Annotated in this window: 18 protein-coding genes and 1 riboswitch; of the genes, 11 read left to right on the top strand and 7 right to left on the bottom strand. The window is 72.8% G+C overall.

The genetic code is table 11. The annotated features are described in order from the left end of the window. Window positions 1-50: 50 nt before the first annotated feature. Window positions 51-1,109: an SIS domain-containing protein gene (locus tag K353_RS15605; RefSeq protein ID WP_111554198.1), complete on the bottom strand. Its 1,059-nt coding sequence runs from the start codon at window positions 1,107-1,109 to the stop codon at window positions 51-53. 202 nt (window positions 1,110-1,311) lie between these two features. Further along, the gene (locus K353_RS15600; protein WP_111554197.1) at window positions 1,312-2,616 is read right to left on the bottom strand and encodes an extracellular solute-binding protein; all 1,305 of its coding nucleotides are present in this window, start codon (window positions 2,614-2,616) and stop codon (window positions 1,312-1,314) included. A gap of 1,204 nt (window positions 2,617-3,820) precedes the next feature. Between K353_RS15600 and K353_RS15595 the strand changes: the two genes are divergently transcribed. The 8 genes from K353_RS15595 (at window position 3,821) to K353_RS15560 (ending at window position 12,927) form a co-directional block, all read left to right on the top strand. After that, window positions 3,821-5,137 (top strand): extracellular solute-binding protein, encoded by a 1,317-nt coding sequence (locus K353_RS15595; protein ID WP_233533608.1) that lies wholly within the window; start codon window positions 3,821-3,823, stop codon window positions 5,135-5,137. A 164-nt stretch (window positions 5,138-5,301) separates the two neighbouring features. Next, a complete protein-coding gene (locus tag K353_RS15590; RefSeq protein ID WP_233533607.1) occupies window positions 5,302-6,291 on the top strand; it encodes a carbohydrate ABC transporter permease in 990 nt (329 codons plus the stop codon). Next, on the top strand, window positions 6,288-7,208 hold the full coding sequence (locus tag K353_RS15585) for a carbohydrate ABC transporter permease (RefSeq protein WP_111554195.1): 921 nt from the start codon (window positions 6,288-6,290) through the stop codon (window positions 7,206-7,208). Before K353_RS15590 ends, K353_RS15585 begins: the two co-directional genes overlap by 4 nt. A gap of 62 nt (window positions 7,209-7,270) precedes the next feature. Next, window positions 7,271-8,845 (top strand): glycoside hydrolase family 3 protein, encoded by a 1,575-nt coding sequence (locus tag K353_RS15580; RefSeq protein ID WP_111554194.1) that lies wholly within the window; start codon window positions 7,271-7,273, stop codon window positions 8,843-8,845. A 240-nt stretch (window positions 8,846-9,085) separates the two neighbouring features. After that, window positions 9,086-9,871, top strand: coding sequence for a GntR family transcriptional regulator (locus K353_RS15575; protein ID WP_111554193.1), 786 nt, complete (start codon window positions 9,086-9,088; stop codon window positions 9,869-9,871). A gap of 211 nt (window positions 9,872-10,082) precedes the next feature. Then, the gene (locus K353_RS15570; RefSeq protein ID WP_370447607.1) at window positions 10,083-10,388 is read left to right on the top strand and encodes a DUF3311 domain-containing protein; all 306 of its coding nucleotides are present in this window, start codon (window positions 10,083-10,085) and stop codon (window positions 10,386-10,388) included. A 20-nt stretch (window positions 10,389-10,408) separates the two neighbouring features. Then, the gene (gene mctP, locus K353_RS15565) at window positions 10,409-12,004 is read left to right on the top strand and encodes a monocarboxylate uptake permease MctP (protein ID WP_146616477.1); all 1,596 of its coding nucleotides are present in this window, start codon (window positions 10,409-10,411) and stop codon (window positions 12,002-12,004) included. 164 nt (window positions 12,005-12,168) lie between these two features. After that, a complete protein-coding gene (locus K353_RS15560) occupies window positions 12,169-12,927 on the top strand; it encodes a histidine phosphatase family protein (protein ID WP_111554190.1) in 759 nt (252 codons plus the stop codon). A gap of 110 nt (window positions 12,928-13,037) precedes the next feature. On the opposite strand, the gene K353_RS15555 is transcribed toward K353_RS15560, so the two are convergent. Then, window positions 13,038-14,024 carry a helix-turn-helix domain-containing protein gene (locus K353_RS15555; protein WP_111554189.1) on the bottom strand — a complete coding sequence of 329 codons (987 nt, stop codon included), beginning with the start codon at window positions 14,022-14,024 and terminating at the stop codon, window positions 13,038-13,040. Window positions 14,025-14,293: 269 nt separating this feature from the next. Between K353_RS15555 and K353_RS15550 the strand changes: the two genes are divergently transcribed. The 3 genes from K353_RS15550 to K353_RS15540 all read left to right on the top strand — a co-directional run bounded on the left by K353_RS15550 (window position 14,294) and on the right by K353_RS15540 (window position 18,718). Continuing rightward, complete coding sequence (locus K353_RS15550; RefSeq protein ID WP_111554188.1) at window positions 14,294-14,788, top strand: GNAT family N-acetyltransferase; 495 nt, start codon at window positions 14,294-14,296, stop codon at window positions 14,786-14,788. A 191-nt stretch (window positions 14,789-14,979) separates the two neighbouring features. Further along, a riboswitch (cobalamin riboswitch) is annotated at window positions 14,980-15,118 on the top strand. A 169-nt stretch (window positions 15,119-15,287) separates the two neighbouring features. Continuing rightward, window positions 15,288-17,702 (top strand): ribonucleoside-diphosphate reductase subunit alpha, encoded by a 2,415-nt coding sequence (locus K353_RS15545; RefSeq protein WP_111554187.1) that lies wholly within the window; start codon window positions 15,288-15,290, stop codon window positions 17,700-17,702. Window positions 17,703-17,722: 20 nt separating this feature from the next. Next, window positions 17,723-18,718 (top strand): ribonucleotide-diphosphate reductase subunit beta, encoded by a 996-nt coding sequence (locus tag K353_RS15540; protein WP_111554291.1) that lies wholly within the window; start codon window positions 17,723-17,725, stop codon window positions 18,716-18,718. Between the two features lie 70 nt (window positions 18,719-18,788). Here K353_RS15540 and def read toward each other — a convergent pair whose 3' ends face one another. The 4 genes from def to K353_RS15520 form a co-directional block, all read right to left on the bottom strand. Then, window positions 18,789-19,427 (bottom strand): peptide deformylase, encoded by a 639-nt coding sequence (def, locus tag K353_RS15535; protein ID WP_111554186.1) that lies wholly within the window; start codon window positions 19,425-19,427, stop codon window positions 18,789-18,791. A gap of 103 nt (window positions 19,428-19,530) precedes the next feature. Continuing rightward, window positions 19,531-20,514, bottom strand: a complete 984-nt coding sequence (locus tag K353_RS15530; RefSeq protein ID WP_100836420.1) for a hypothetical protein — start codon at window positions 20,512-20,514, stop codon at window positions 19,531-19,533. 107 nt (window positions 20,515-20,621) lie between these two features. After that, on the bottom strand, window positions 20,622-21,956 hold the full coding sequence (locus K353_RS15525; protein WP_111554185.1) for an HD-GYP domain-containing protein: 1,335 nt from the start codon (window positions 21,954-21,956) through the stop codon (window positions 20,622-20,624). Then, window positions 21,953-23,308 carry an HD-GYP domain-containing protein gene (locus K353_RS15520; protein WP_233533606.1) on the bottom strand — a complete coding sequence of 452 codons (1,356 nt, stop codon included), beginning with the start codon at window positions 23,306-23,308 and terminating at the stop codon, window positions 21,953-21,955. The genes K353_RS15525 and K353_RS15520 overlap by 4 nt, the downstream gene beginning before the upstream one ends. Window positions 23,309-23,490: the final 182 nt, after the last annotated feature.

Here is a 23,490-nt window from a genome sequence, read left to right as displayed (position 1 = left end):
GGCTTCGCCGTACCCGCCGAGGCGGGTCGCGCCTCAGCGGGTCACACGCCTCAGTGGGTCTCGGTGACCTTGGCCAGGGCGCGCGGGGCGTCCGGGTCCTGGCCGCGGGCGATGGTGACCTCGTAGGCCAGCAGCTGGAGCGGCAGGATCTCCAGGATCGGCTGGACCTCCTGGGGCACGCCGGCCGGCAGCGCGAAGCCCGCGCTGGCGGCGTCGACCTGCGCCTGCTGGCCGATCACGACCAGGTCCGCGCCACGGCCGCGCAGGCGGTCCAGGACGGGCTGCAGGGCCTCCCCGCCCTTGCCGTCCGGGACGATGGCGATGACCGGCGAGACGTTGTCGACCATGGCCAGCGGGCCGTGCAGCAGGTCGGCGCCGGAGAACGGGGAGGCCGGGATGTAGGTGGTCTCCATCAGCTTGAGCGCCGCCTCGCGGGCGGTCGGGTAGCCGTAGCCGCGCGAGGTGATGACCAGGCGCTGGGCGAAGCGGTAGCGCTCGGCCAGGTCCTTGACCTCGCCCTGGCGGGCCAGGACGCCGGCCGCCAGCTCGGGCAGCGCCTTCGCCGCGGAGCCGTCGCCGCCGCGCAGGCCCTCGACGAACAGGTACAGCGCCAGCAGCTCGGCGGTGTAGGTCTTGGTGGCGGGCAGCGCCTTCTCCGGCCCGGCCAGCACGTCGATGTGGAACTCGGAGACCTCGGCGAGCGGCGAGGCGGCGTTGTTGGTGACCGCCAGGGTGATCGCGCCGGCCTCGCGGGCCGCCTTGGTCGAGGCCACCAGGTCGGGCGAGCCGCCGGACTGGCTGACCGTGATGACCAGGCAGTCGGTGAGGTCCGGCTTGGCGCCGTACGCGGTGGTGGTGGACATCGAGGTGAGGCCGGCCGGCTTGCCGAGCAGGACCTCGATCAGGTACTTGGCGTACAGCGCCGCGTTGTCGGAGGTGCCGCGGGCGGTCAGCAGGACGAAGCGCGGGTTGCGGGCGGCGATCTGCGCGGCGATCTCACGGATCGCCGGCGCACCCTCATCGAGGATGCGCTGCAGGACGGCCGGCTGCTCGGCCATCTCCGCCGACATGATCCTGCCGGGTACGGAAACAGTCTGCGGGTCGGACATCGGGGTGTGCCTCCGTGGAGAGATGGTTCTGCCCCGTGGGGCGGGACGCCCGACGGGGACCTCTGAACGGCGGCGAGTCCGCACCCTCGCTGCGTGGAACTGTTCTGTGCCGATCCTACGTGCGACCGGGCCCCGCGGCACACTCCGTGACGGTGCGCCGGGGCCCGGTCCCGGGGAGCGGGACGCCGGACCGGCGGTCCGGTCAGCCCGGGTTGTTGATCAGCTGGTCGATCCGGGCGTCGGCCTCCTTGGTGGCCTCCTCCACGCTCTTGCCCGCGAAGACCGCGTTGAGCATGTCGACCAGGACGTTCTGCTTCTCGATCGCGCCCCAGCCGGGGGCGAGCGGGGTGAACCAGGCGTCCTGCACGGCGTTGGCGGCCGCGGAGGTGGCCGGCTTGTCCTTCAGCGGGGCGAGCTGGACCAGGTTGTTCGGCAGGGTGTCCTTGTCGGCCAGCACCTGCTCGGACTTGCTGCTGGTGAACATCCGCACCCAGTCCGCGGCGGCCTCGGAGTTCTGCGACTTGGCGGTGACCGCCAGGTCGGAGCCGCCGATGAAGGAGGGCAGCGGCTTGCCGTTCGGGCCGGGCATCGCGGCGATCCTGAGCGAGTCCTGGAGCGCCGGGGTGCCGGTGATCGGCGCGGTGGCGACGCTCTGCTCCCAGCCGTTGGCGTAGATCAGCCCGGCCTTCTCGTGGCCGAGCACCTTGGCCTGGTCGGCCTCGTTGACCTTGTAGTCGCCGCTCTTGTTGTACTTCTTCACCAGGTCGACGAAGTGCTGGAGGCCCTGCTGGGACTTGGCGTCGTGCAGGGTGCCGTGCCAGGTGCCGGCCGAGTCGAACTTGGCGATCGAGCCGCCGTACGCGGTGACGTAGGACATCGCGGCGTACCAGTAGGGGCCGGGCAGGTAGAGCGAGGAGTAGCCGGCGCTGCCCTTGTACTTGGCCTGCACCTTGTCGAGGGCGGTGAGCAGGTCGTCCTCGTTCTGCGGCAGGTCGGCGGAGCCGGTGGCGTCCTGGAACATCTTCGAGTTGTAGAGGCCGATCCGGGCGCCCGCGTAGTAGGGCACGCAGTAGAGCGTCTGGTTGTAGGTGCAGGTGTCGGAGAGGCCCTTGATCCAGTTGTCGGAGTGGTCGAAGCTGCCGCGCTGCAGGGACATCAGCGAGCCGTTGACGATGTACTTCAGCGTCTCGGTGTTGCCCAGTTCGACCACGTCCGGGGCCTGGCCGGCGGCGATCGCGGTGTCCAGCTCGGAGACCTTGTTCTGCCACTCGTGGTAGCTCAGCTTGATCTGGACCTTCGGGTACTTCTGGGCGAACTCGTCGTTCACCTGCTGCACCAGCTCGGGCCAGCTCTTCTGGGCGTCGTTCATCAGCCACACGGTCACGGTGCCGGTCACGTTCTTGGCGTCGACGCCGGTCGGCGCGGACGACGGGCCGCCGGACGAGCAGCCCGCGGCGGTGGCCAGCAGGGCAGCGGTGCTGAGCGTGGCCAGTACCTGACGCTTCACGCGATCCTCCGGATGGGGTACGGGGAGGTCTGCGCAGTGGTACAGACCAGCTTTCCGGATCTTGGCCTAGACCATTTTGGGGCGTCAACGCAGGTGCGGTTTCGCACCCTGCTCGTTGTCAATCCGTTGTCTTCCCTGGCCCGGCCACGTCAACGATCGGCGGGGGCCGGCCCGGGCGTGACTTCAGGCTCACTTAAGGTGACCGAGGGTGAGAGGAATGGATCAAGCGGAATCCCGGGAATTCCGCGCCCCCGGCTTATCCGGCCCGGCGGCCCGGCCCCGCCCCCGCCGGCCGCCGCGCGGGCGGGCCCCGGTCCGGCCGGCGGGCCGACGAGGGCGGCGCGGCCCGCGGGCGGGGGGCGGCGGACCGTCCGTCGAATACGCACGACTTCACCGGGCGCGGGCTCGGCGCCGTCCGGCGGCCCACCGCCGGGGACCGGGCCTGCGGCGACGCGACCCCGGCCGCCCGGCGGCGGGCCCCCGCGGCCGGGGCAGGGCGCGGGCGGCCCGGCGAAAACACCGGGGACCCGCCGCCCGGGCGGTCGGCGCGGTGGCGGGCGGGCCGGGTTCCCGGGGAAATCCGCAGAACTCCCGGCGGTGATTACCGGTCCGTTATCGACTGCGGCGGCGGAAAAGAACGGGGACGGCCGGCTCCGCTATTCGCGCCGCGCCATTCGACCGGGAAACTCCGCCGCTTTCGGGACCGCCCCCCGCGGGCGCGTCCGCAGGCCCGCCCGGGGACGGGCGCGCGGGCGCGCCGCGCGGGCGGCACGCACGGGGGACGCACGGGGGGCGACTCGCCGGGCGCGCGGGCGCCGCACCGACGGCCGTACCCGGGGGCGGTCTTGACATGACCTCACAGATATGCACCGCCCGTACCACCCACCCGCCGACGGGGCCGTCGAGGTGTCCCGATAGGTCCCGTTTCCTCCCCGACTTGGTCCAGTCCAACACAGGCGAGTCAAGCGTTGATAACGGCTTGTGCAGCGGCTCTTCGAGCCCTTGACGCTCGCCATTGGTCCATGCCAACCTCCAGGCGTTGGTCTAAACCAATGGTCTACTCCACCTCACGGATCGGCTCGCCGGCCCCGGCAGTTCGTATCCGTGTCACCCGGTGACGTTCCCCCATACGGCACAACGCAGCTCCAGGCCAGTCGGCCCAGCAGCCCGGTGCCCTACCTTGCTCATCCCTCTGGAGGATGGTTTGAACCGCAAGATCGCAGCCGTGGCCGCTATCGCCACCGTGCTCGTCGCCTCGGCCTGCTCGTCGTCTTCTTCGTCCGACAGCAAGTCGAGCGGTGACGTCCTGAGCACGGACGGCAAGGGCAAGAAGATCACCGTCTGGCTGATGGACGACGCGCAGAAGGGCTGGAACGAGGTCGTCGAGGCGGCGAAGACCGAGTTCAAGGAGAAGACCGGCGCCGACGTCGACATCCAGTGGCAGACCTGGACCAACTACACCACCAAGCTCGACACCGCCCTGCTCTCGGGCAACGCCCCTGACGCGATCGAGGTCGGCAACACCCAGGCCGCCAAGTACATCGACGCCGACTCCTTCGTCGACCTCACCTCGGTGAAGAGCAAGTTCGACAACTCGGACAAGTGGCTGGACTCGCTGGCCGCCTCCGGCCAGTCGGCCGACGGCTCCAAGACCTACGCCGTCCCGTACTACGCCGGCGCCCGCGTCGTGATCTACCGCAAGGACCTCTTCGAGGCCGCCGGTGTCACCCAGGCCCCGACCACCCTGGCCGAGCTGAAGGACGCCCTGACCAAGGTCAAGGCCGCCAACGCCAGCACCCCGGGCTTCTCCGCGATGTACCTGCCGGGTCAGAACTGGTACACCGCCGTCTCCTTCGGCGCCGGCACCTTCGGCGTGAAGAACGTCATCGCCAAGAAGGACGGCGACAAGTGGACCAGCACCCTGGCCGACCCGAAGTTCGTTGAGGGCGTCTCCACCTGGAACGACCTGCAGAAGAACTTCTCCACCGGTGGCACCACCTCCGACGAGGCCACCCAGGACGCCCTGATGGCCAAGGGCAACATCGCCGCCATCATCGGCAACGGCTGGGAGGTCTCCTCCGTGGCCGACCCGAAGACCGGCGACCCGTCCCTGAAGGACAAGCTCGGCACCTTCGCCCTCCCGGGCGCCGCGGCCGGCAGCACCACCCCGGCCTTCCTGGGCGGCTCCGACCTGGCCGTCCCGACCAACGCCAAGAACGCCGGCCTGGGCGCGACCTTCCTGCAGATCTACACCGACACCGCGCAGCAGACCCTGCTCGCCAAGCACGCCATCCCGAACGCCAAGAACCTGGTGGACGCCTACAAGGCGGCCGACCCGGCGAACAAGGCCACCGGTGACGCGGCCCAGGGCGAGACCTGGTTCATCCCGAACACCCCGCTGTGGTCCGGCACCAACGAGACCGCGCTGAAGACCGCCTTCGGTGCGATCGCCGCCGGTGGCGACCCGGCCACCGAGCTGAAGAAGGCGAACGACGACCTTCTGAAGACCCTGAACGGCTGATCCAGCTCCAGCTGAACCGCAGGTCGGCCCGGGGAGTTCCAACGGTGCTCCCCGGACGGACCACCGCACTGAGCGCCGGATAGGGGGTGGGCAGTCCGCGATACCGCGGGCTGCCCACCCGTGCGCCAGGACCGACCAGATCCGCGGGCCCGGGAAGGACCCTGATGAGTGTGACCACCAACGAGACCGTGACCCGGTCCGAGAACCAGGGGCCTGCCCCGACGGGGAAGCCGCAGCGGCGCGGGTTCTTCGCGGCCGGCCGTTACATCCCCTACACCCTGCTGCTGCCCGCGGTCGTCGTACTGGCGGGCGTTCTGGCGTACCCGCTGTACCGCCTGATCGACCTGGCCTTCCAGAACGTCAACAAGTACGCGCTGCTGGTCCACCCGGAGCGGGCGAAGTACATCGGCTTCGACGGCTTCTCGCGGGTCTTCGGCGACAGCGAGTTCTGGGATGTCGTGCTCCGCTCGATCTACTTCACCGCGGAGCTGGTCATCCTCTCCATGGTGCTGTCGATGGCGCTGGCACTGCTGCTCAACCGGGTCTCCAACTGGGTCCGGGTCACCGTCATCACCGTGATGATGTTCGTCTGGTCGATCCCGGCGCTGGTCAACGGCCAGGTGTTCCGCTGGCTGTTCTCCCCGCAGGGCGGCGTCGTCGACTACATCGCCTACCTGGTCACCGGCGACGAGACCTGGAAGAACTACGACTGGTTCGCCGACGCGCACGTCGGCCTCTACGTGGTCGGCGCCGCGGTGGTCGTCTGGGGCGCGCTGCCCTTCCTGGTGCTGGGCCTGTACGCCGCGCTGACCCAGGTGCCCAAGGAGCTGATGGAGGCCGCCAAGCTGGACGGCGCCAACGCCTTCCAGGCGTTCCGCAACGTCACCCTGCCGGTCATCCGGCCGTTCCTGATGATCTCCACCGCGCTGAGCTTCATCTGGGACTTCCAGGTCTTCGCGCAGATCTTCGCGCTGCGCAACACCTCGCCCGAACCCGGCTACCGGACCATCGGCACCTACCTGTACATGCAGGGCATCGTCGCCTCCCGGTACAGCGAAGCCTCGGTGATCTCGATCGCCATGATCGTCATGATGCTGGCGGTTCTCGTGTACTACATCCGCCAGATGCTCAAGATCGGAGCCAACGAGCGATGACCACGGACGTCTCCACCCCCGCTCCGAAGACCCGGCAGCCGCTCCCGCCGGTCAAGCGGAAGAAGTCCCGGGAGACCGAGGTCGGCCGCAGCGGCGCCATGACCTGGGTCTGGAACACGCTCGCCCTGCTCGTGGCGGTCGTGATGGCCTTCCCGATCTACTGGATGATCATCACCACGTTCAAGACGAACAGGGACCTGATCTCCAAGGACCCGACCTTCTGGCCCTCCTCGTTCTCGTTCGACAGCTACCGGACGATCTTCGACGACGACCAGTTCCTGCCCAGCCTCGGGCACACCCTGGTGCTGACCCTGGGCGCGGTCGTGCTCGGCGTCGCGGTCGGCTTCCTGGCCGCGGTCGGCGTGGCCCGGTTCAACTTCCGCGGCCGCAACTTCTTCATCGTCACCATGCTGGTGGTCCAGATGGTGCCGCTGCTGGCGATCATCATCCCGCTGTTCGTGGTGATGAACAGCCTCAACATGACCGGCGGCCTGTTCGGCGTCATCCTCGCCTACCTGGTCTTCACCGTCCCGTACGTGATCTGGACGCTGCGCTCGTTCATCGTGAACATCCCGGCGGAGCTGGACGAGGCCGCGATGGTCGACGGCTGCACCCAGTGGGGCGCGTTCTTCCGCGTCATCCTGCCGCTCACCCTGCCCGGCCTGATCACCACCTCGGTGTACAGCTGGATCCAGGCCTGGAACGAGTTCATCGTCGCCAAGACCCTGCTGGGCACCAGCGGCATGAACACCTCGATGACCTGGCTGACGTTCTACTCGACCACTCCCACCCGCGGCGCGGACTACGGCGCGCAGATGGCCGGCGGTCTGCTGGTCTCGCTGCCCGTGATCATCCTGTTCGTGTTCTTCCAGAAGAAGGTGTCGGCGGGTCTCACCGCCGGTGCGGTCAAGGGCTGAGTCCCCTTCCCCCACCCCACTGCACCTGTCACACCTCCACCCCCAGGGAAGGAACCAAGGCGATGCCCGGTACGGAAAGCGCCGATCTCCTCCGCGACGCCGGAGCGGTCCTGCAGCCCGGCTTCGCCGGTCTGACCGCGCCCGAGTGGCTGCGCCGCAGACTGGGCGACGGCGAGCTCGGCGGCGTCGCCCTGTTCGGCCGCAACATCCGCACCCCGCAGCAGGTCGCCGCGCTCACCTCGGAGCTGTACGCCCTCAACGGCGAGCTGCTGGTCGCCACCGACGAGGAGGGCGGCGACGTCACCCGCCTCGAAGTGGTCAGCGGTTCCTCCTACCCCGGCAACCTGGCGCTCGGTGAGGTCGACGACACCGACCTCACCGAGCGGGTCGCCCGCTCCATCGGGTTCGACCTGGCCGGCGTCGGCGTGAACCTCAACTACGCGCCCGACGCGGACGTCAACTCCAACCCGGACAACCCGGTGATCGGCGTCCGGTCCTTCGGCGGCGACGGCGAGCTGGCCGCCCGGCACACCGCCGCCTACGTCCGCGGCCTGCAGTCGGCCGGCGTCGCGGCCTGCGCCAAGCACTTCCCCGGCCACGGCGACACCGCCGGCGACTCGCACCTCGGGCTGCCCCGGATCGACCTGGCCGCCGACCAGTTCGCCGCGCACCTGCTGCCCTTCCGCGCCGCCATCGCGGCCGGCGCGAAGAGCATCATGACCGCGCACATCCTGTTCGACGCGTACGACGCCCAGCTGCCCGCGACCATGTCGCAGCGCATCCTGACCGGCCTGCTCCGCGAGGAGCTCGGCTTCGACGGGCTGATCGTCACCGACGGCATCGAGATGGGCGCCATCTCCGGCACCCACGGCGTCGCGGCCGGCTCGGTGCGGGCCGTCGCGGCCGGTGCCGACACCATCTGCGTCGGCGGCGGCCTCCAGGACGAGGACGCCTTCGTCTACCTGCGCGACGCCCTGGTCTGGGCGGTCCGCGAGGGCCGGCTGTCCGCCGGACGGCTGCACGAGGCCGCCGAGCGCAACCGGGCCGTCGCCCGCTGGTCGGCCGAGCTGCGGGCCTCGCTGGTCGGCCAGCAGGCCGAGGTCGGCGTCGGCCTGACCGCCGCCCGCCGGGCGCTGCGGATCACCGGCGGGCTGCGCCCGCTGGGCGGCGTCCCGCACGTGGTGGAGTTCTCCCCCGGCGCGAACATCGCGGCCGGCGACGAGACCCCGTGGGGCGTGGCCGGGCCGCTGGCCGAGCTGGTGCCCGGCACCACCTCCAGCCGGGTCTCGCCGCCCGCGACGGTGACCGAGGGCTCCGGCCTGCTGCACGTCGCGGTGGCCGCCGACGACGCCGAGATCGACACCGCCCCGCTGCTGGGCGCGGCGGTCGGCCGCCCGCTGGTGCTGGTGGTGCGCGACGTGCACCGGCACGGCTGGATGCGCCGGGCCGCGCTGGCCCTGGTCGAGCACCGGCCGGACGCGGTGGTGGTGGAGATCGGCACCGCCCACGGCGTGGCCGAGCTGTTCGCCCCGCGCGGGGTGACCACGCTGGCCACCTACGGCGGCTCGCGGGTCTGCGCGATCGCCGCGGCGGAGGCCCTGGCGGGGCTCGCGGTGACGGCCGCCCAGGCCGGCTGAGACACTCGGGACGGGCCCGGGGCGGGCGCCAGGCGCCCGTTCCGGGCCCGTCGCGTTACCGGGGCACCCGGACGCCCCGGAAAGGCCCGGGGGGCCGCTGCCGGGCCGCCGCGGGCCCGCCACCGGCCGCGAATGCGGCCGAGGGCTCACGTTTGCTCTCCCGTGCGTGCAAACATGTGCTGTTACATAGGACTTAGGGGTCCGTTAAGGGACCGCCTCCAACGAGGAGTGAGAGCTGCCATGAGTGGCGACAGGGACACGGCGGCGCTCGCCGAGGGCTCCACCGTGACGACCCAGACCGGCCCTGCCACCGCCACGGCCCGGGTCCCCAAGTACTACGGCCTCAAGCGGCACCTGCTGCAGCTGACCGAGACCCAGCCGGCCGGGACGCCGGTCCCGCCGGAGCGCGCGCTGGCCGCCCAGTTCGACACCTCGCGCACCACCGTCCGGCAGGCCCTGCAGGAGCTGGTCGTCGAGGGCCGGCTGGAGCGCATCCAGGGCAAGGGCACCTTCGTCGCCAAGCCGAAGGTCGCCCAGGCCCTCCAGCTCACCTCGTACACCGAGGACATGCGCGCCCAGGGCCTGGAGCCGACCTCCCGGCTGGTCGAGGTCGCCTACATCTCCGCCGACGAGCGGCTCGCCCCGCTGCTGGACATCAAGCCCGGCGGCCGGGTGCTGCGGATCGAGCGCCTGCGGCTGGCCAACGGCGACCCGATGGCCATCGAGGTGGCGCACCTGTCCGCCAAGCGCTTCCCCGCGCTCCGGCGCAACCTGGCCAAGCACAACTCGCTGTACACCGCGCTGCGCGAGGTCTACGGGGTGACGGTCGCGGAGGCCGAGGAGACCATCGAGACCACCCTGGCCAACCCGCGCGAGGCCGGCCTGCTCGGCTCCGACCTGGGCCTGCCGATGCTGCAGCTGTCCCGGCACTCCTTCGACGCGGACGGCGCGCCGGTCGAGTGGGTGCGCTCGATCTACCGCGGCGACCGGTACAAGTTCATCACCCGGCTGAACCGGCCGGCCTAGCCCCACCAGCGGTTCCGGGACGACACCGCGTCACCCGGCTGAACCGGCCGGCGTGAACGGGCGATCCGGGTCGGCCAAGTAGTGACACGGGTCGCTCCGCTGCCCTAGCCTCTCGGGGACCTTTCGATCACCGAGGGTGCTGCTCGGCGGGCGTACAGCCATGTGCGCTGCGGTGCCACTGAGGTGACTCCTCGTCAGCCAGGAGCCGCTCGTGTCGTCGTCCCAAGTCCCTGCCGCGGGCTCACCGCCCGTGGTCTCCCCCGCCCGGGTGCTGGCCGGCCTGTGCCTGCTGGTGCCGATCGTGGTGGTGCTGTGGGTGCCGTCCTACAGCAAGACCTCTCCCGCACTCGGCGGAATGCCGTTCTTCTACTGGTACCAGCTGCTGTGGGTGCCGGTGTCGGCGCTGTTCACCGGCGCCGCGTACCTGCTGATCCGGCGGGACGAGGCGGCCCGCAGGGCCGTCCCCGCCGCCGTCCCGGTCCTGCCCGCCCAGCCGTCGGACGGGGGCCGGTCGTGAAGCACGTCGACTGGACCGCGATGACGGTCTTCCTGCTGTTCTTCGCCGCGGTGACGGTGATGGGCTTCCTGGCCTCCCGCTGGCGGCGCGCCGCGGACGCCGCGCACCTGCACGAGTGGGGGCTGGGCGGCCGGAGCTTCGGCACCTGGATCACCTGGTTCCTGCTGGGCGGCGACCTGTACACCGCGTACACGTTCATCGCGGTGCCGGCGGCGATCTACGCGGCCGGTGCCGCGGGCTTCTTCGCGGTGCCGTACACGATCATCGCGTACCCGCTGGTGTTCCTGTTCCTGCCCCGGCTGTGGTCGGTGTCGCGGGTGCACGGGTACGTGACGCCGGCGGACTTCGTGCGCGGCCGGTACGGCTCGCGCGGGCTGTCGGTGGCGGTGGCGCTGACCGGCATCCTGGCGACCATGCCGTACGTGGCGCTGCAGCTGGTCGGCATCCAGGCGGTGCTGGACGTGCTGGGCGTGGGCGGCAGCGGCAACTGGTTCCTGAAGGACCTGCCGCTGTTCATCGCGTTCGGCGTGCTGGCCGCGTACACGTACTCCTCGGGCCTGCGGGCGCCGGCGCTGATCGCGTTCGTCAAGGACGCGCTGGTCTACATCGTGATCATCGTGGCGGTGGTCTACATCCCGATGCGGCTGGGCGGCTATGGGCACGTGTTCGACGCGGCGCAGCACAAGTTCGCCACGCCCGGGGCGAACGGGAAGCCGAGCGGGGCGCTGGTGGTCGGCCCGTCGGGGCAGTGGGCGTACGCGACGCTGGCGTTCGGTTCGGCGCTGGCGCTGTTCATGTACCCGCACTCGGTGACCGGCGTGCTGGCCTCGAAGTCGCGCAACACGGTGCGCCGGAACATGGCGATCATGCCGGCGTACTCGCTGATGCTGGGCCTGCTGGCGCTGCTGGGCTTCCTGGCGATCGCGGCCGGGGTGGGCAAGGGCGTGAAGGGCTACAACAGCCAGCTGGCGGTGCCGCAGCTGTTCGCGGACATGTTCCCGTCCTGGTTCACCGGGGTGGCGTTCGCGGCGATCGGGATCGGCGCGCTGGTGCCGGCGGCGATCATGTCGATCGCGGCGGCGAACCTGTTCACCCGGAACGTCTACAAGGAGTTCCTGAAGCCGGACGCGACGCCGGCCGAGGAGACCCGGGTGGCGAAGATCGCCTCGCTGCTGGTGAAGGTCGGCGCGCTGGTGTTCGTGCTGCTGATGGACAAGCAGGTGGCGATCAACTTCCAGCTGCTGGGCGGCCTGTGGATCCTGCAGACCGCGGTGGCGCTGGTGGCGGGCCTGTTCACCCGGTGGTTCCACCGCTGGGCGCTGCTGGCGGGCTGGGCGGTCGGCATGGTGTACGGCACCTGGCTGGCCTGGGGGATCTCCTCCCCGGCCACCAAGCACTTCGGCGGCAGCAGCTCGAACATCCCCGGGATCGGGCAGACCGGCTACATCGGCCTGACCGCGTTCGTGCTGAACCTGGCGGTGGCCGTGGTCCTGACGCTGGTGCTGCGGGCCCTGAAGGCCCCGGAGGGGGCCGACGAGACCTCGAAGGCGGACTACTCCGCGGAGTCCGGCGACGAGGCCGTGGAGCACGCTCCACAGCCCGCGGTGGCGCACTGACGCACCGGGGGCGCGCATAGCCGCGCCATGCGCCCTGTGGTCGCGCCGTCCCCCCGATCGACACTGGGGTGACGGCGCGACCATCTGTGATGACCGCCCGCTCCCCGGAGGGACCGGGGGACGGGTCCACCCGTCCGCGCCACCGACCACGGGGAGCCACCGCCATGACCGACCTCACCACGGTACGCAACGGGCACCGTCCGGAGGCGCAGCCGCCGGACGCCGGACCGAGACTGCCCTCGGTCCTGGTCGCCACCCGGCACGGCGAGTCCACCGCCAACGTGGAGTTCCGGCACGCGGACGCCAGCGGCGCGCTCTCCGTCCCGATCACCTGCCGGGACGCCGACATCCCGCTCTCCCTGCACGGCCAGGACCAGGCCCGCGACCTGGGCCGCTGGTGGGCCGAACTGCCGCCCGCCGACCGGCCGCGCTCGGTGTGGTGCTCCCCGTACGTGCGCACCGCCGAGACCGCCCGGATCGCGCTGGCCCAGGCGTCCGGGCTGGGAGCCGTCCAGGTGGGGCTGGCGGTGCGTTACGACGAGCGGCTGCGGGACCGCGAGCTGGGCGTGCTGGAGATGCTCACCAAGGCCGCGATCGAACGCGACCACCCCGCGGAGGCGGCCCGGCGGCGGCGGATGGGCGAGCTGTACTACCGCCCGCCGGGCGGCGAGTCCTGGCTGGACGTGGCCCTGCGGGTCCGCGACCTGCTGCGCGACCTGTGCGCGGAGGAGGCCGGCCGGCCGGTGCTGGTGGTGGCGCACGACTGCACGGTGCTGATGCTGCGCCACGTCCTGGACCGGCCGACCGAGCGGGAGCTGCTGGCGCTGCCCCCGGTGGCGAACTGCTCGACCAGCACGTGGCGGTCCGAGGGGGGACGGCTGCGCCCGGCCGGCTGGAACCGCACCGACCACCTCTCGACCTGACCGCGGCCCCCGCCGCCACCCCGGGCCCGGGCGCCCTGCCGCCGCCGCCCGGCGTCACGGGAGCCCGACCCCGTCCCGTCCCGCGTTCCGGCTCCCCCGCCGCGCCCCGGTCAGGCGTCCTGGTACTGCGGCCCGGCGGTGCGGCGCGGGCCGCCGAAGGCCCGGCGGTAGGCCTGCGGGGTGGTGCCGAGGCGGCGGCCGAAGTGGTGCCGCAGGGTGGCGGCGTTGCCGAAGCCGCAGCGGGTGGCGATGGCGTCCACGCTCTCGCCGGTGGACTCCAGCAGGTGCTGCGCGAGCAGCACCCGCTGGCCGGTCAGCCAGCGGTGCGGGGTGGTGCCGGTCTCCTCCCGGAAGCGGCGGGCGAAGGTGCGCGGCGACATGTGGGCGAGCCGGGCGAGCTGGTCGACGCCGGTCTCCCGGTCGAGGTGGCGGCGCATCCACTCCAGCACCCCGGCCAGCGACTCGCCGCCGCCCTCGGGCACCGGCCGGCTGATGAACTGGGCCTGGCCGCCGTCCCGGTGCGGGGCGACCACCATCCGGCGGGCGATCGCCCGGGCCACCTCGGCGCCCTGCACCTTGCGGACCAGGTGCAGGCAGGCGTCGATGCCCGCGGCGGTGCCGGCCGAGGTGATCACCGGGTGGTCGTCCACGTACAGCACGCCGGGTTCGACGGTGGTCAGCGGGAAGCGCTCGGCCATCAGGTCGGCGTAGCGCCAGTGGGTGGTGCAGCGGCGGCCGTCGAGCAGGCCGGCCGCGCCGAGCAGGAAGCTGCCGGAGCAGATCGACAGCAGGTGGGCGCCGCGGTCGTGGGCGGCCCGCAGCGCCGCGCAGACCTCCTCGGGGTAGTGCGCGCGGATGCCGGTGGCGGTGGCGATCACCAGGTCGGCCTCGGCGATCCGTTCGGGGCCGTGCGGGACGTCGACGGTGAAGCCGGAGTGGGTGCGCATCGGGCCGGGGCGGTCGCCGGCCAGGGCGAAGTCGTAGACCGGCAGGCCGCTCTCGCTCCGGTCCAGGCCGAACACCTCGCAGGCCACCCCCAGTTCGAAGGGGTGGACCTCCTCCAGCACCACGACGGCGACGTTCTCCAGCTTCCGCATCCCGCCAGCATGGCAGTGGCAGGATTTCGTGGCAATGGTGCGTTCCTGCCACTCGTCCGGCCGCGGCCGGGCGCGGACAGTGGAGGCATGACCACCGCACTCGCCCTGCTGGGCCTCCTCGGCAGTTTCGGACTCCTCGGCGTCCTGGTCGGCCGCGACCTGGACCGCAACGGCCGGCACGGCCGCGACGACGTGCACCGGCCGGGCGGCTACCCGTTCGACCCGGACCTGGCCGACCCGCGCCGCCGGCCGTCCGGCACACTGTCCGGATGCGCTCCCCGACCGTCCGCCGCGCCCTCGACCGCGACCTCGCCGGAGCCGGGGAGGTCAGCGTCGAAGCCTTCGTCGGCGACGGCCACACCCGCCCCGACTCCCCGTACGCCGCACTCCTCCGCGACGCCGCCCGCCGCAGCCGGGAGGCCGAACTCCTGGTCGCCGTCGACGGCGGCGGGGCGGTGCTCGGCTGCGTGACCTTCGCGCCCGGCGGCACCGCGTGGGCGGACGTCGCGCACCCCGACGAGGGCGAGATCCGGATGCTCGCGGTCGGCGCGGCGGCCCGCGGGCGCGGCGTCGGCCGGGCCCTGGTGCGGGCCTCGATCGCCCGCAGCCGGGAACTGGGGCTGGCCGGGATGGCGTTCTCCACCCGGCCGGCGATGACCGCCGCGCACCGGATCTACGACGCGCTGGGCTTCGTCCGCAGCCCCGCGCGGGACTGGTCGGCGGCGCCCGGCACGGACCTGTGGGTCTACACGACGCGGTTCTGAGCGCGGGCCCGGGGCCCGGGCCGGGCCCCGAAGCCGTCCGCGGGCGGTTCCACGGGCGGTTCCGCGGGCGGTTCCACGGGCGGGCGGTGCGCGGTTCGCGGACGGTTCGTGGACGGTTCGCGGACGGTTTCGTTGTCTACGCGCGGCACCGCCGACGCGACACGCGCTACTACATCTGGTGCTTCCAGTTCCAGCCACCACAACATGTATGCTCACTCTCGCTGTCGACGCAGGGGAATCCGGTGCGAATCCGGGACTGCCCCGCAACGGTGAGCGGGTTGCTGCGACGCCCGCGCAGTCCGAGGACCTGCCGACGGTGTGCGACACGGCATCCCCGCAGACGCCATGCAGCACAGCTTTGCCGTCCGGTCTCGCGGGCGGACCGGGGGTGGTCTTCGCGCGCCGGAACGCGTTCCCGTTCCTCCGTGCCGCCCTCCCCTGGCCGCGTGCGGTGCCGGACAACCCGAGCCACGTCCGCCGCCACAGGAGAGAGTGCGCCTTGACCGTCGCCGCCTCAGTCACCCTGCCGTCCCAGGGATCCGCCGACGCCTTCACCGATCCCGGTGCGGCGCTGCTCCGGCTGCTCACCGACCGCAGCACCGACCTCCCCCAGGTGGACCCCGGCCACGTCGCCGCCGCCGCGCTGCGCGGCCGCCACGCCGGCTCGGACTTCGCCGAGCTGCGCGGGCTGGCCGTGGAGGCCGCCGCGTCGATGATCGCCGAGGACCCGCAGTACTCGAAGCTGGCCGCCCGCCTGCTGGCGCTGGAGATCCGCGACGAGGCCGCCACCCAGGGCGTCACCTCGTTCTCCTCCTCGGTGGCCGCGGGCCACGCCGAGGGCCTGATCGGCGACGCCACCGCCGCGTTCGTGGCCGAGCACGCCGGCCTGTTCGACTCGCTGGTCGACGAGGCGGGCGACGACCGCTTCGAGTACTTCGGCCTGCGCACCGTCCAGTCCCGCTACCTGCTGCGCCACCCGATCACCCGCAAGGTGGTCGAGACCCCGCAGCACTTCCTGCTGCGGGTGGCGGCGGGCCTGGCGGTCGGCACCACCGAGGAGTCGGTGCGCGAGGTCGCCGAGCTGTACACCCTGATGAGCCGGCTGGAGTACCTGACCAGCTCCCCGACGCTGTTCAACTCCGGCACCCGGCACCCGCAGATGTCCTCCTGCTACCTGCTGGACTCGCCGCTGGACAACCTGGACTCGATCTACAACCGGTACGCGCAGATCGCCCGGCTCTCCAAGCACGCCGGCGGCATCGGCCTGTCCTACTCGCGCATCCGCTCGCGCGGCTCGCTGATCCGCGGCACCAACGGCCAGTCCAACGGCATCGTGCCGTTCCTGCGCACCCTGGACTCCTCCGTGGCGGCGGTCAACCAGGGCGGCCGGCGCAAGGGCGCGGCCTGCGTGTACCTGGAGACCTGGCACGCCGACATCGAGGAGTTCCTGGAGCTCCGCGACAACACCGGCGAGGAGGCCCGGCGCACCCACAACCTGAACCTGGCGCACTGGATCCCGGACGAGTTCATGCGCCGGGTCAACGCCGACGCCGACTGGTCGCTGTTCTCCCCGGCCGACGTGCCGGAGCTGGTCGACCTGTGGGGCGCCGAGTTCGACGAGGCGTACGTCAAGGCCGAGCTGGCCGGCAAGGCCGTGCGCACCATCCCCGCGCAGACCCTGTACGCCCGGATGATGCGCACCCTGGCGCAGACCGGCAACGGCTGGATGACCTTCAAGGACGCCTCCAACCGGGCCGCCAACCAGACCGCGCTGCCCGGCCGCACGGTGCACTCCTCGAACCTGTGCACCGAGATCCTGGAGGTCACCGACGACTCCGAGACCGCGGTCTGCAACCTCGGCTCGGTCAACCTGGGCGCGCACGTCGCCCCCGGCGCCACCGCCGCCGACCTCGCGAGCGCGATGGACTGGGACCGGCTGGACGCCACCGTCCGCACCGCGGTGACCTTCCTCGACCGCGTGATCGACATCAACTTCTACCCGACCACCGAGGCCGGGACGTCCAACTCCCGCTGGCGGCCGGTCGGCCTGGGCGTGATGGGCCTCCAGGACGTCTTCTTCCAGCTGCGGATCGACTTCGACTCCGCCGAGGCGAAGACCCTCTCCACCCTGATCGCCGAGCGCGTCATGCTCACCGCGTACGAGCGCTCCGCCGACCTGGCCGAGAAGTTCGGCCGCCACGAGGCGTACGGCGAGACCCGCGCCGCCCGCGGCCAGCTGCACGTCGACCACTTCGGCGGCGCGAACCCGCAGTGGACCGGGCGCTGGGAGGCGCTGCGCGCCCGGATCGCCGAGGTCGGCCTGCGCAACTCGCTGCTGCTGGCGATCGCCCCGACCGCGACCATCGCGTCCATCGCCGGCGTGTACGAGTGCATCGAGCCGCAGGTCTCCAACCTGTTCAAGCGCGAGACGCTGTCCGGCGAGTTCCTCCAGGTCAACCCGTACCTGGTGCGCGAGCTCAAGGAGCTGGGCGTCTGGGACCAGCAGACCCGGGACGCGCTGCGCGACGCCAACGGCTCCATCCAGGAGTTCAACTGGCTGCCGCAGGAGGTCCGTTCGCTGTACCGCACGGCGTGGGAGCTGCCGCAGCGCGCGCTGATCGACCTGGCCGCCGCCCGGCAGCCGTACATCGACCAGAGCCAGTCGCTGAACCTGTTCATGGCCGCGCCGACCATCGGCAAGCTCTCCTCGATGTACTCCTACGCCTGGAAGGTCGGTCTGAAGACCACCTACTACCTGCGCTCGCGCCCGGCCACCCGGATCGCCCAGGCCGCGTCCGGCGCCGCCCGCACCGCCGCCCCCGTGCCGGTGCAGACCCCCGCCCTCTCCCAGGCCGAACAGGACGCCATCGCCTGCTCGCTGGAGAACCCCGAGTCCTGCGAGGCCTGCCAGTGAGCACCGAAGACCAGAAGAAGATGCTGCTCGACCCGGGCTTCGAGCTGACGCTGCGTCCGATGCGCTACCCGTCGTTCTACGACCGGTACCGGGACGCGATCAAGAACACCTGGACCGTGGAGGAGGTGGACCTGCACTCCGACGTCGCCGACCTCGCCAAGCTCTCCGAGGGCGAGCGGCACATGATCGGCCGGCTGGTCGCGTTCTTCGCCACCGGCGACTCGATCGTCTCCAACAACGTGGTGCTGAGCCTCTACAAGCACATCAACTCCCCCGAGGCCCGGCTCTACCTGTCGCGGCAGCTGTTCGAGGAGGCCGTGCACGTCCAGTTCTACCTGACGCTGCTGGACACCTACCTGCCCGACCCGGAGGACCGCAACGCGGCCTTCGCGGCGGTGGAGAACATCCCCTCCATCGCGCAGAAGGCCCAGTTCTGCTTCACGTACATGAACGCGGTCGACCACATCGATTCGTTGCAGTCCAAGGACGACCGCCGGGCCTTCCTGCTCAACCTGATCTGCTTCGCGGCCTGCGTCGAGGGCCTGTTCTTCTACGGCGCCTTCGCCTACGTGTACTGGTTCCGCAGCCGCGGCCTGCTGCACGGCCTGGCCACCGGCACCAACTGGGTCTTCCGCGACGAGTCGATGCACATGGACTTCGCGATGTCGGTGGTCGACACCGTCCGCGAGGAGGAGCCCGACCTCTTCGACGACAAGATGGCGCAGCAGGTCACCGAGATGCTGGAGGAGGCCGTCGAGGCCGAGCTCCAGTTCGCCCGCGACCTGTGCGGCGAGGGCCTGCCCGGCATGAACACCGAGTCGATGCGCGAGTACCTCCAGGCCGTCGCCGACCAGCGCCTGGCCCGCCTCGGCCTGCCGATCCGCTACGGCTCCACCAACCCGTTCGGATTCATGGAGCTCCAGAACGTCCAGGAGCTCACCAACTTCTTCGAACGCCGGGTCTCCGCCTACCAGGTGGCCGTCGAGGGCTCGGTCTCCTTCGACGACGACTTCTAGGCCGCCCCGCCACCGACGACGAGGGCCGCACCCCCGGGGGTGCGGCCCTCCGCGCGTGCCCGCCGCGGCGTCAGTCGTTCGGGACGGTGGCGTACTTGGGGGTGCCCTCGGCCATCTGCCGCAGCGCGTCCTTGCGGTCGCGCTTGGAGAGGCGGTCGATGTACAGGTAGCCGTACAGGTGGTCGGTCTCGTGCTGGAGGCAGCGGGCGAAGAAGCCGGTGCCCTCGACCCGGACCGGGTTGCCGTCCTTGTCCTGGCCGGTGACGGCCGCGTGGTCGGGGCGGGCCAGCTCCTGGTAGGCGGTGGGGACGGACAGGCAGCCCTCCTGGCCGTCGTCCAGCACCCGGCGGCCGGCCGGCAGCTCCTCCAGGACCGGGTTGACCACGTGGCCGACGTGCCGGACGCCCTCGTCGTCGGGGCAGTCGTAGACGAAGACCTTCAGGTCGACGCCGATCTGGTTGGCGGCCAGGCCGACGCCCTCCGCCGCGTACATGGACTGGAACATGTCGTCGATCAGCGCGGAGAGTTCGCCGTCGAAGGCGGTGACGGTCCTGACCTCGCGGTGCAGCACCGGGTTGCCGACCACGGTGATCGGGCGGGCGGTGCCCTTCGTCAGGTCGGGTTCCTCGCCCACCACCCGCGGGGGCTCGGTGTCCTCGTGCGCGTGGTCGTGTCCGTGCTCGTGCTCGTGGTCGTGGTGCTCGGCCATCGCTCGGTTCCGCTTTCGTCCGCATCCGCCTGGTGTACCGGTCCAGGGTACGGGGCGCGGTCCGGGGCGGGGTCGCCTCCCGGCCCCCGGGGCGCGGCAGGGTTCAGCAGACCTCTTCGAGGTCCCGGTAGGCGCGGGTGACGGGGGAGGCGGCGGCCCAGCGCTCCAGCAGGGAGCGGACCAGGCCGGCGGGCGCGGCGATCCCGCACTCGCGCTCGACCTGCCAGGGGCCGCCGGCCGCGCCCTGGCTGAGGTGGCTGAGGTGGCCGGGGTGCAGCGGGTCGCCGTCGTCGTGCGGGTCGTGGTGGGCGGTGTGGCCGTCGTCGATGGCCATCCGGGACTCCGAGCAGGTGCGGCACAGCAGCCGCACCGAGGAGGTCCAGTCCTCGGCGGCGTACCCGGCGTCGGCCACCGTCTTCTCCAGCGCGTCCCGGTCGGCGGCGGTGGCGGCCTGGAGCAGCACCACCCAGGTCGGCACCGGGGACGGCGCCCACAGCTCGATCTCGTCGAAGACCGGGTAGGCGACGCCGTCGGCGACCCGCTCGCCGTGCGGGGCGCCGTCGTGCAGCACCACCTCGCCCCAGCGGCGGCCGGAGGACGGCAGCGGGATGGACAGCACCTCGATCCGGGCCGGGTCCAGCCGCCGGCCCCAGACCACCTCGGACTCGCCGTCCGGGGACAGCCGCACCGGGGTGGTGCCCAGGTCCAGCTCGATCGGCCCGTCCAGGGCGGGCCCGCCGGGCAGCCGCAGCCCGTACGCCTGCCAGGCCCGGCGGGCCAGCGGCCAGTCCTGGAGGGCGGTGGCGGTGATGCCGAGGTTCCACCAGTCCGGGGCGCCGTGCTGGCGGTCGAGCAGGGCGACGGCGCGCAGGCCGGCCGAGCGGGCCTGCTCCCAGTCCCGGCGGAACTTGTGCAGCAGGGCCAGGTTGAACCAGGAGTCCGACAGCCACGGTTCCAGGTCCGCCGCCATCACCAGCAGCGCCCCGGCGTCCTCGTAGCGGCCGTCGCCGATCAGGGTGAACGCACGGTCGGTGGTCTGCCGCCAGGTCGCCGACGGACGGTGCCGTGCGCGGTGGAAGATCCTCACGTTGGTCCCTTGCCGTCGGTCGTCACCGGGTCGCCCCGCCTCCGGGTCTTCCCGCCACGACCGCATCCAACCACGCCCGCCCCCGGCCGCGCGCCCCGCGCGGCCATTCAGGCCGCCGGGCGGCAGCGGCGGTCCGGACCGCGGGCGGCGCGGTGGCCGCGGCGGCCGAGCCGGGCCAGCGCGTCCAGCACCACCGGGTCGTAGCCGGGCCCGGCTTCCAGCCGCAGGTGCTCCAGCGGGTCGAGCAGGCCGCCGCGGGGGCGGTCGGCGGCGGCGGTGCGCAGGTCGTCGTGGGCGTTGGCGACCCGGATGATCCGGGAGGCCAGCGGCAGGGTGGGGTCGTGCCGGCCGTCGGCCAGCCGGCACGGGTCGGCCAGCCGGGCGACCTGCTGCCACACCTGCCGGGGCACCCCGGTGCGCTGGATCACCTCGCTGCCGAGCCGGGCGATGCGCTGCTGCTCGCCGTCGGGCAGCAGCGCGGTGGCCCCGCCCGGGACGGGTTCGACCAGCGACAGCTGCCCGATGTCGTGCATCAGCGCGGCGTACTCCAGCAGCGTCAGCTCCCGGCTGCCGAGCCCGAGTTCGCGCCCCAGCGCGCACGCCGTGTCGGCGACCCGGCGGGCGTGCCCCGGGGTGGTGTACCCGGCGATCTCGGTGGCCCGGGCCAGCGTCTCGATGGTCTGCCCGGTGGTGGCCCGCACCGCGACGGCCCGCCGGAACGAGGTCTGGGCGAGGATCAGCGGCAGGCAGAAGACCGGCAGCGCCCACAGCCCGGCCTCCCCGGCGAGCAGGCTCAGCAGCAGCCCGGTGGCGACCTGCGCGGAGCCGATGCCGAGCAGCGCGTGCAGCTGGTCCTCCAGCGCGGCGGCGTACCGCAGCCCGGTGCGGGCGGCCTGCTGGGCGGCGGCCAGCACCGCGTCGCCGAGCGCGGCCAGCGCGGCCACGCCCGCCAGCAGCGCCCCGTACGCGGGGCCGGGCAGCCGGTCGGTGAGGCCGGTGTTGTACAGCGGCTGGAACAGCAGCGCGGCGAACGCGACGGTGACCAGCCGGCGGGCGGCGGCGTCCGGCCCGGCGGGCGGGGTGCGCGGCCGGTGCCGGGCGGCGGCCAGCGCGGCCTGCCCGCCGAGCTGGGCGCCCAGCCCGAGCAGGGTGCCGGCCGCGGTGACGCCCGCGACCTGCAGCACCCCGTGCGTGGTGGGCAGCCCGTGCAGCGGCCCGAGCAGCGCGTACGCGAGGGCGACGGCGGTGGCGACGGGCGCGGGTTCGCGGTCGCCGGGCAGCGCGGGCCCGGCGCACTGGCCGAGGCCGATCAGCACCGTGAAGGCCAGTGCGACCCGGCCCTGGGCGACGCCGTCGGCCAGCGCGTGCAGCACGGCGGCGGCGGCGAGCGCGGCGGAGGCGGCGAGCAGCAGGTCGGCCGGGGCCGGGCGGCGGGTGGTCACGCCGCTCCCCCGGTCGGCAGGCCGGTGCCGGACTGCTGCGGCAGCCGGGCCGGCTCGGGCACGCCGAGCGGGATGTCCGGCACCTCGCCGTCCCAGCCGCCGGGCGGCGGCGGTTCGGGCTGCCAGCCGTGCTCAGCGACGGCCTCGACCAGCGCCGAGACCATCACCGGGTCGAACTGGCTGCCGGCGCACCGCTCCAGTTCGACGACCGCCTCCGGGACGGGGCGGCCGCGCCGGTAGGAGCGGGTGGAGGTCATCGAGTCGAAGGCGTCGGCGACCGAGATGATCCGGGCGAACTCCGGGATGCGGTCCCCGGTCAGCCCGTGCGGGTAGCCGCGGCCGTCCATCCGCTCGTGGTGGTGCAGGATGCCGTCGCGGCCCTCGCCGAGGAAGTCCAGCTGCCGCACCAGCTCGTGCCCGAACACCGGGTGCACCTCGACGGCGCGCCGCTCGGCGTCGGTCAGCGGCCCGTTGCGGCGCAGCAGCTCGGTGGCCACGGCGAGCTTGCCGACGTCGTGCAGCGTGCCGGCGAAGTGCAGGGTGCGCACCCGGTCCTCGGCCAGGCCGAGCTGGCGGGCGATCAGCACCGAGGCCCGGCCGACCCGTTCGCTGTGGCCGCGGGTGTAGGAGTCCTTGATCTCCACGGCCTGCACCAGGGCCTGCACGGTGGCCCGGTGCGCGGCCCGCTCGCGGTGGCCCTGCGCGGACAGCCAGGCGGTGATGGTCAGCGGCAGCAGCCCGAGCACGGCGGCGAACGCCCCGTACGGGCCCTGCCAGAGCACCGCGACCATCAGCCCGCCCGCGCCGTGCAGCAGCGCGGCGGGGGCGGCCCGGCGCAGCGCGCGGGCCGCGCCGGGGCCGGCCGAGCCGCAGGTCAGCCGGACCATGCCGGTCACCAGCACGCCGTTGACCAGGCAGAACGTCAGGATCGCGGCCAGCGCGCCGAGCGCGGCCCCGGGGAAGCGGGTGCCGAGCAGCAGCCGGGCCCCGCCCAGCAGTCGGAACACCTCGGCGGCGGCAGCGGCGGCCAGGGCCAGTTGGGCGGCGTTCCACACCCGGCGCAGGCCGCGCGGCGGGACGGCGGGTCCGAGCAGCGCGCCGGGCAGGGCGACCAGGGCGGCGGCGGCGGGCGGCAGCATCAGCACGCCCGCGAACAGCACCGGGAAGAAGCCGCTGCCCCGCGGGTCGGCCGGGGCCTCGTCGGCGGGGCGGCCGCGCAGCCGGCGCCAGAGCCGGGCGCACGGGGTGCGGGCGCCCTGCGCCAGCGACTCCAGGCAGAGGTGCAGCAGGGCGAGCAGGCCGATCCGGGGCCAGTCCAGCCCGGGGCCGACGGTGGCCAGCGGCAGCAGCACCGCGAACGCGGCCGCCAGGACGGCGGCCAGGTAGCCCGCGGCCGGCCCCGGCAGGGTGGCGGCGCTCCGCTGGCGTTCGCTTCCGCTGGCGATCTCGGCCTCCCCCGCCCGTACCGGGCCCTCCGACGTGAGGACTCGTCAGAGAATAGGGCCCGCCCGCACGGACGGGGCGCACGATCGCG

The organism is Kitasatospora sp. SolWspMP-SS2h, assembly GCF_003259315.1.
Lineage (GTDB): Bacteria > Actinomycetota > Actinomycetes > Streptomycetales > Streptomycetaceae > Kitasatospora > Kitasatospora fiedleri.
The sequence above is the reverse complement of the archived record's forward strand: the minus strand, read 5'-3'. Positions and strand labels throughout refer to the sequence as shown.

Coding starts and splice junctions, on each gene's coding strand:
- K353_RS15605 (WP_111554198.1), bottom strand. CDS start 1,109: ATGTCCGACCCGCAGACTGTTTCCGTACCCGGCAGGATCATGTCGGCG.
- K353_RS15590 (WP_233533607.1), top strand. CDS start 5,302: ATGAGTGTGACCACCAACGAGACCGTGACCCGGTCCGAGAACCAGGGG.
- K353_RS15585 (WP_111554195.1), top strand. CDS start 6,288: ATGACCACGGACGTCTCCACCCCCGCTCCGAAGACCCGGCAGCCGCTC.
- K353_RS15580 (WP_111554194.1), top strand. CDS start 7,271: ATGCCCGGTACGGAAAGCGCCGATCTCCTCCGCGACGCCGGAGCGGTC.
- K353_RS15575 (WP_111554193.1), top strand. CDS start 9,086: ATGAGTGGCGACAGGGACACGGCGGCGCTCGCCGAGGGCTCCACCGTG.
- mctP (WP_146616477.1), top strand. CDS start 10,409: ATGACGGTCTTCCTGCTGTTCTTCGCCGCGGTGACGGTGATGGGCTTC.
- K353_RS15560 (WP_111554190.1), top strand. CDS start 12,169: ATGACCGACCTCACCACGGTACGCAACGGGCACCGTCCGGAGGCGCAG.
- K353_RS15555 (WP_111554189.1), bottom strand. CDS start 14,024: ATGCGGAAGCTGGAGAACGTCGCCGTCGTGGTGCTGGAGGAGGTCCAC.
- K353_RS15550 (WP_111554188.1), top strand. CDS start 14,294: ATGCGCTCCCCGACCGTCCGCCGCGCCCTCGACCGCGACCTCGCCGGA.
- K353_RS15540 (WP_111554291.1), top strand. CDS start 17,723: ATGCTGCTCGACCCGGGCTTCGAGCTGACGCTGCGTCCGATGCGCTAC.
- def (WP_111554186.1), bottom strand. CDS start 19,427: ATGGCCGAGCACCACGACCACGAGCACGAGCACGGACACGACCACGCG.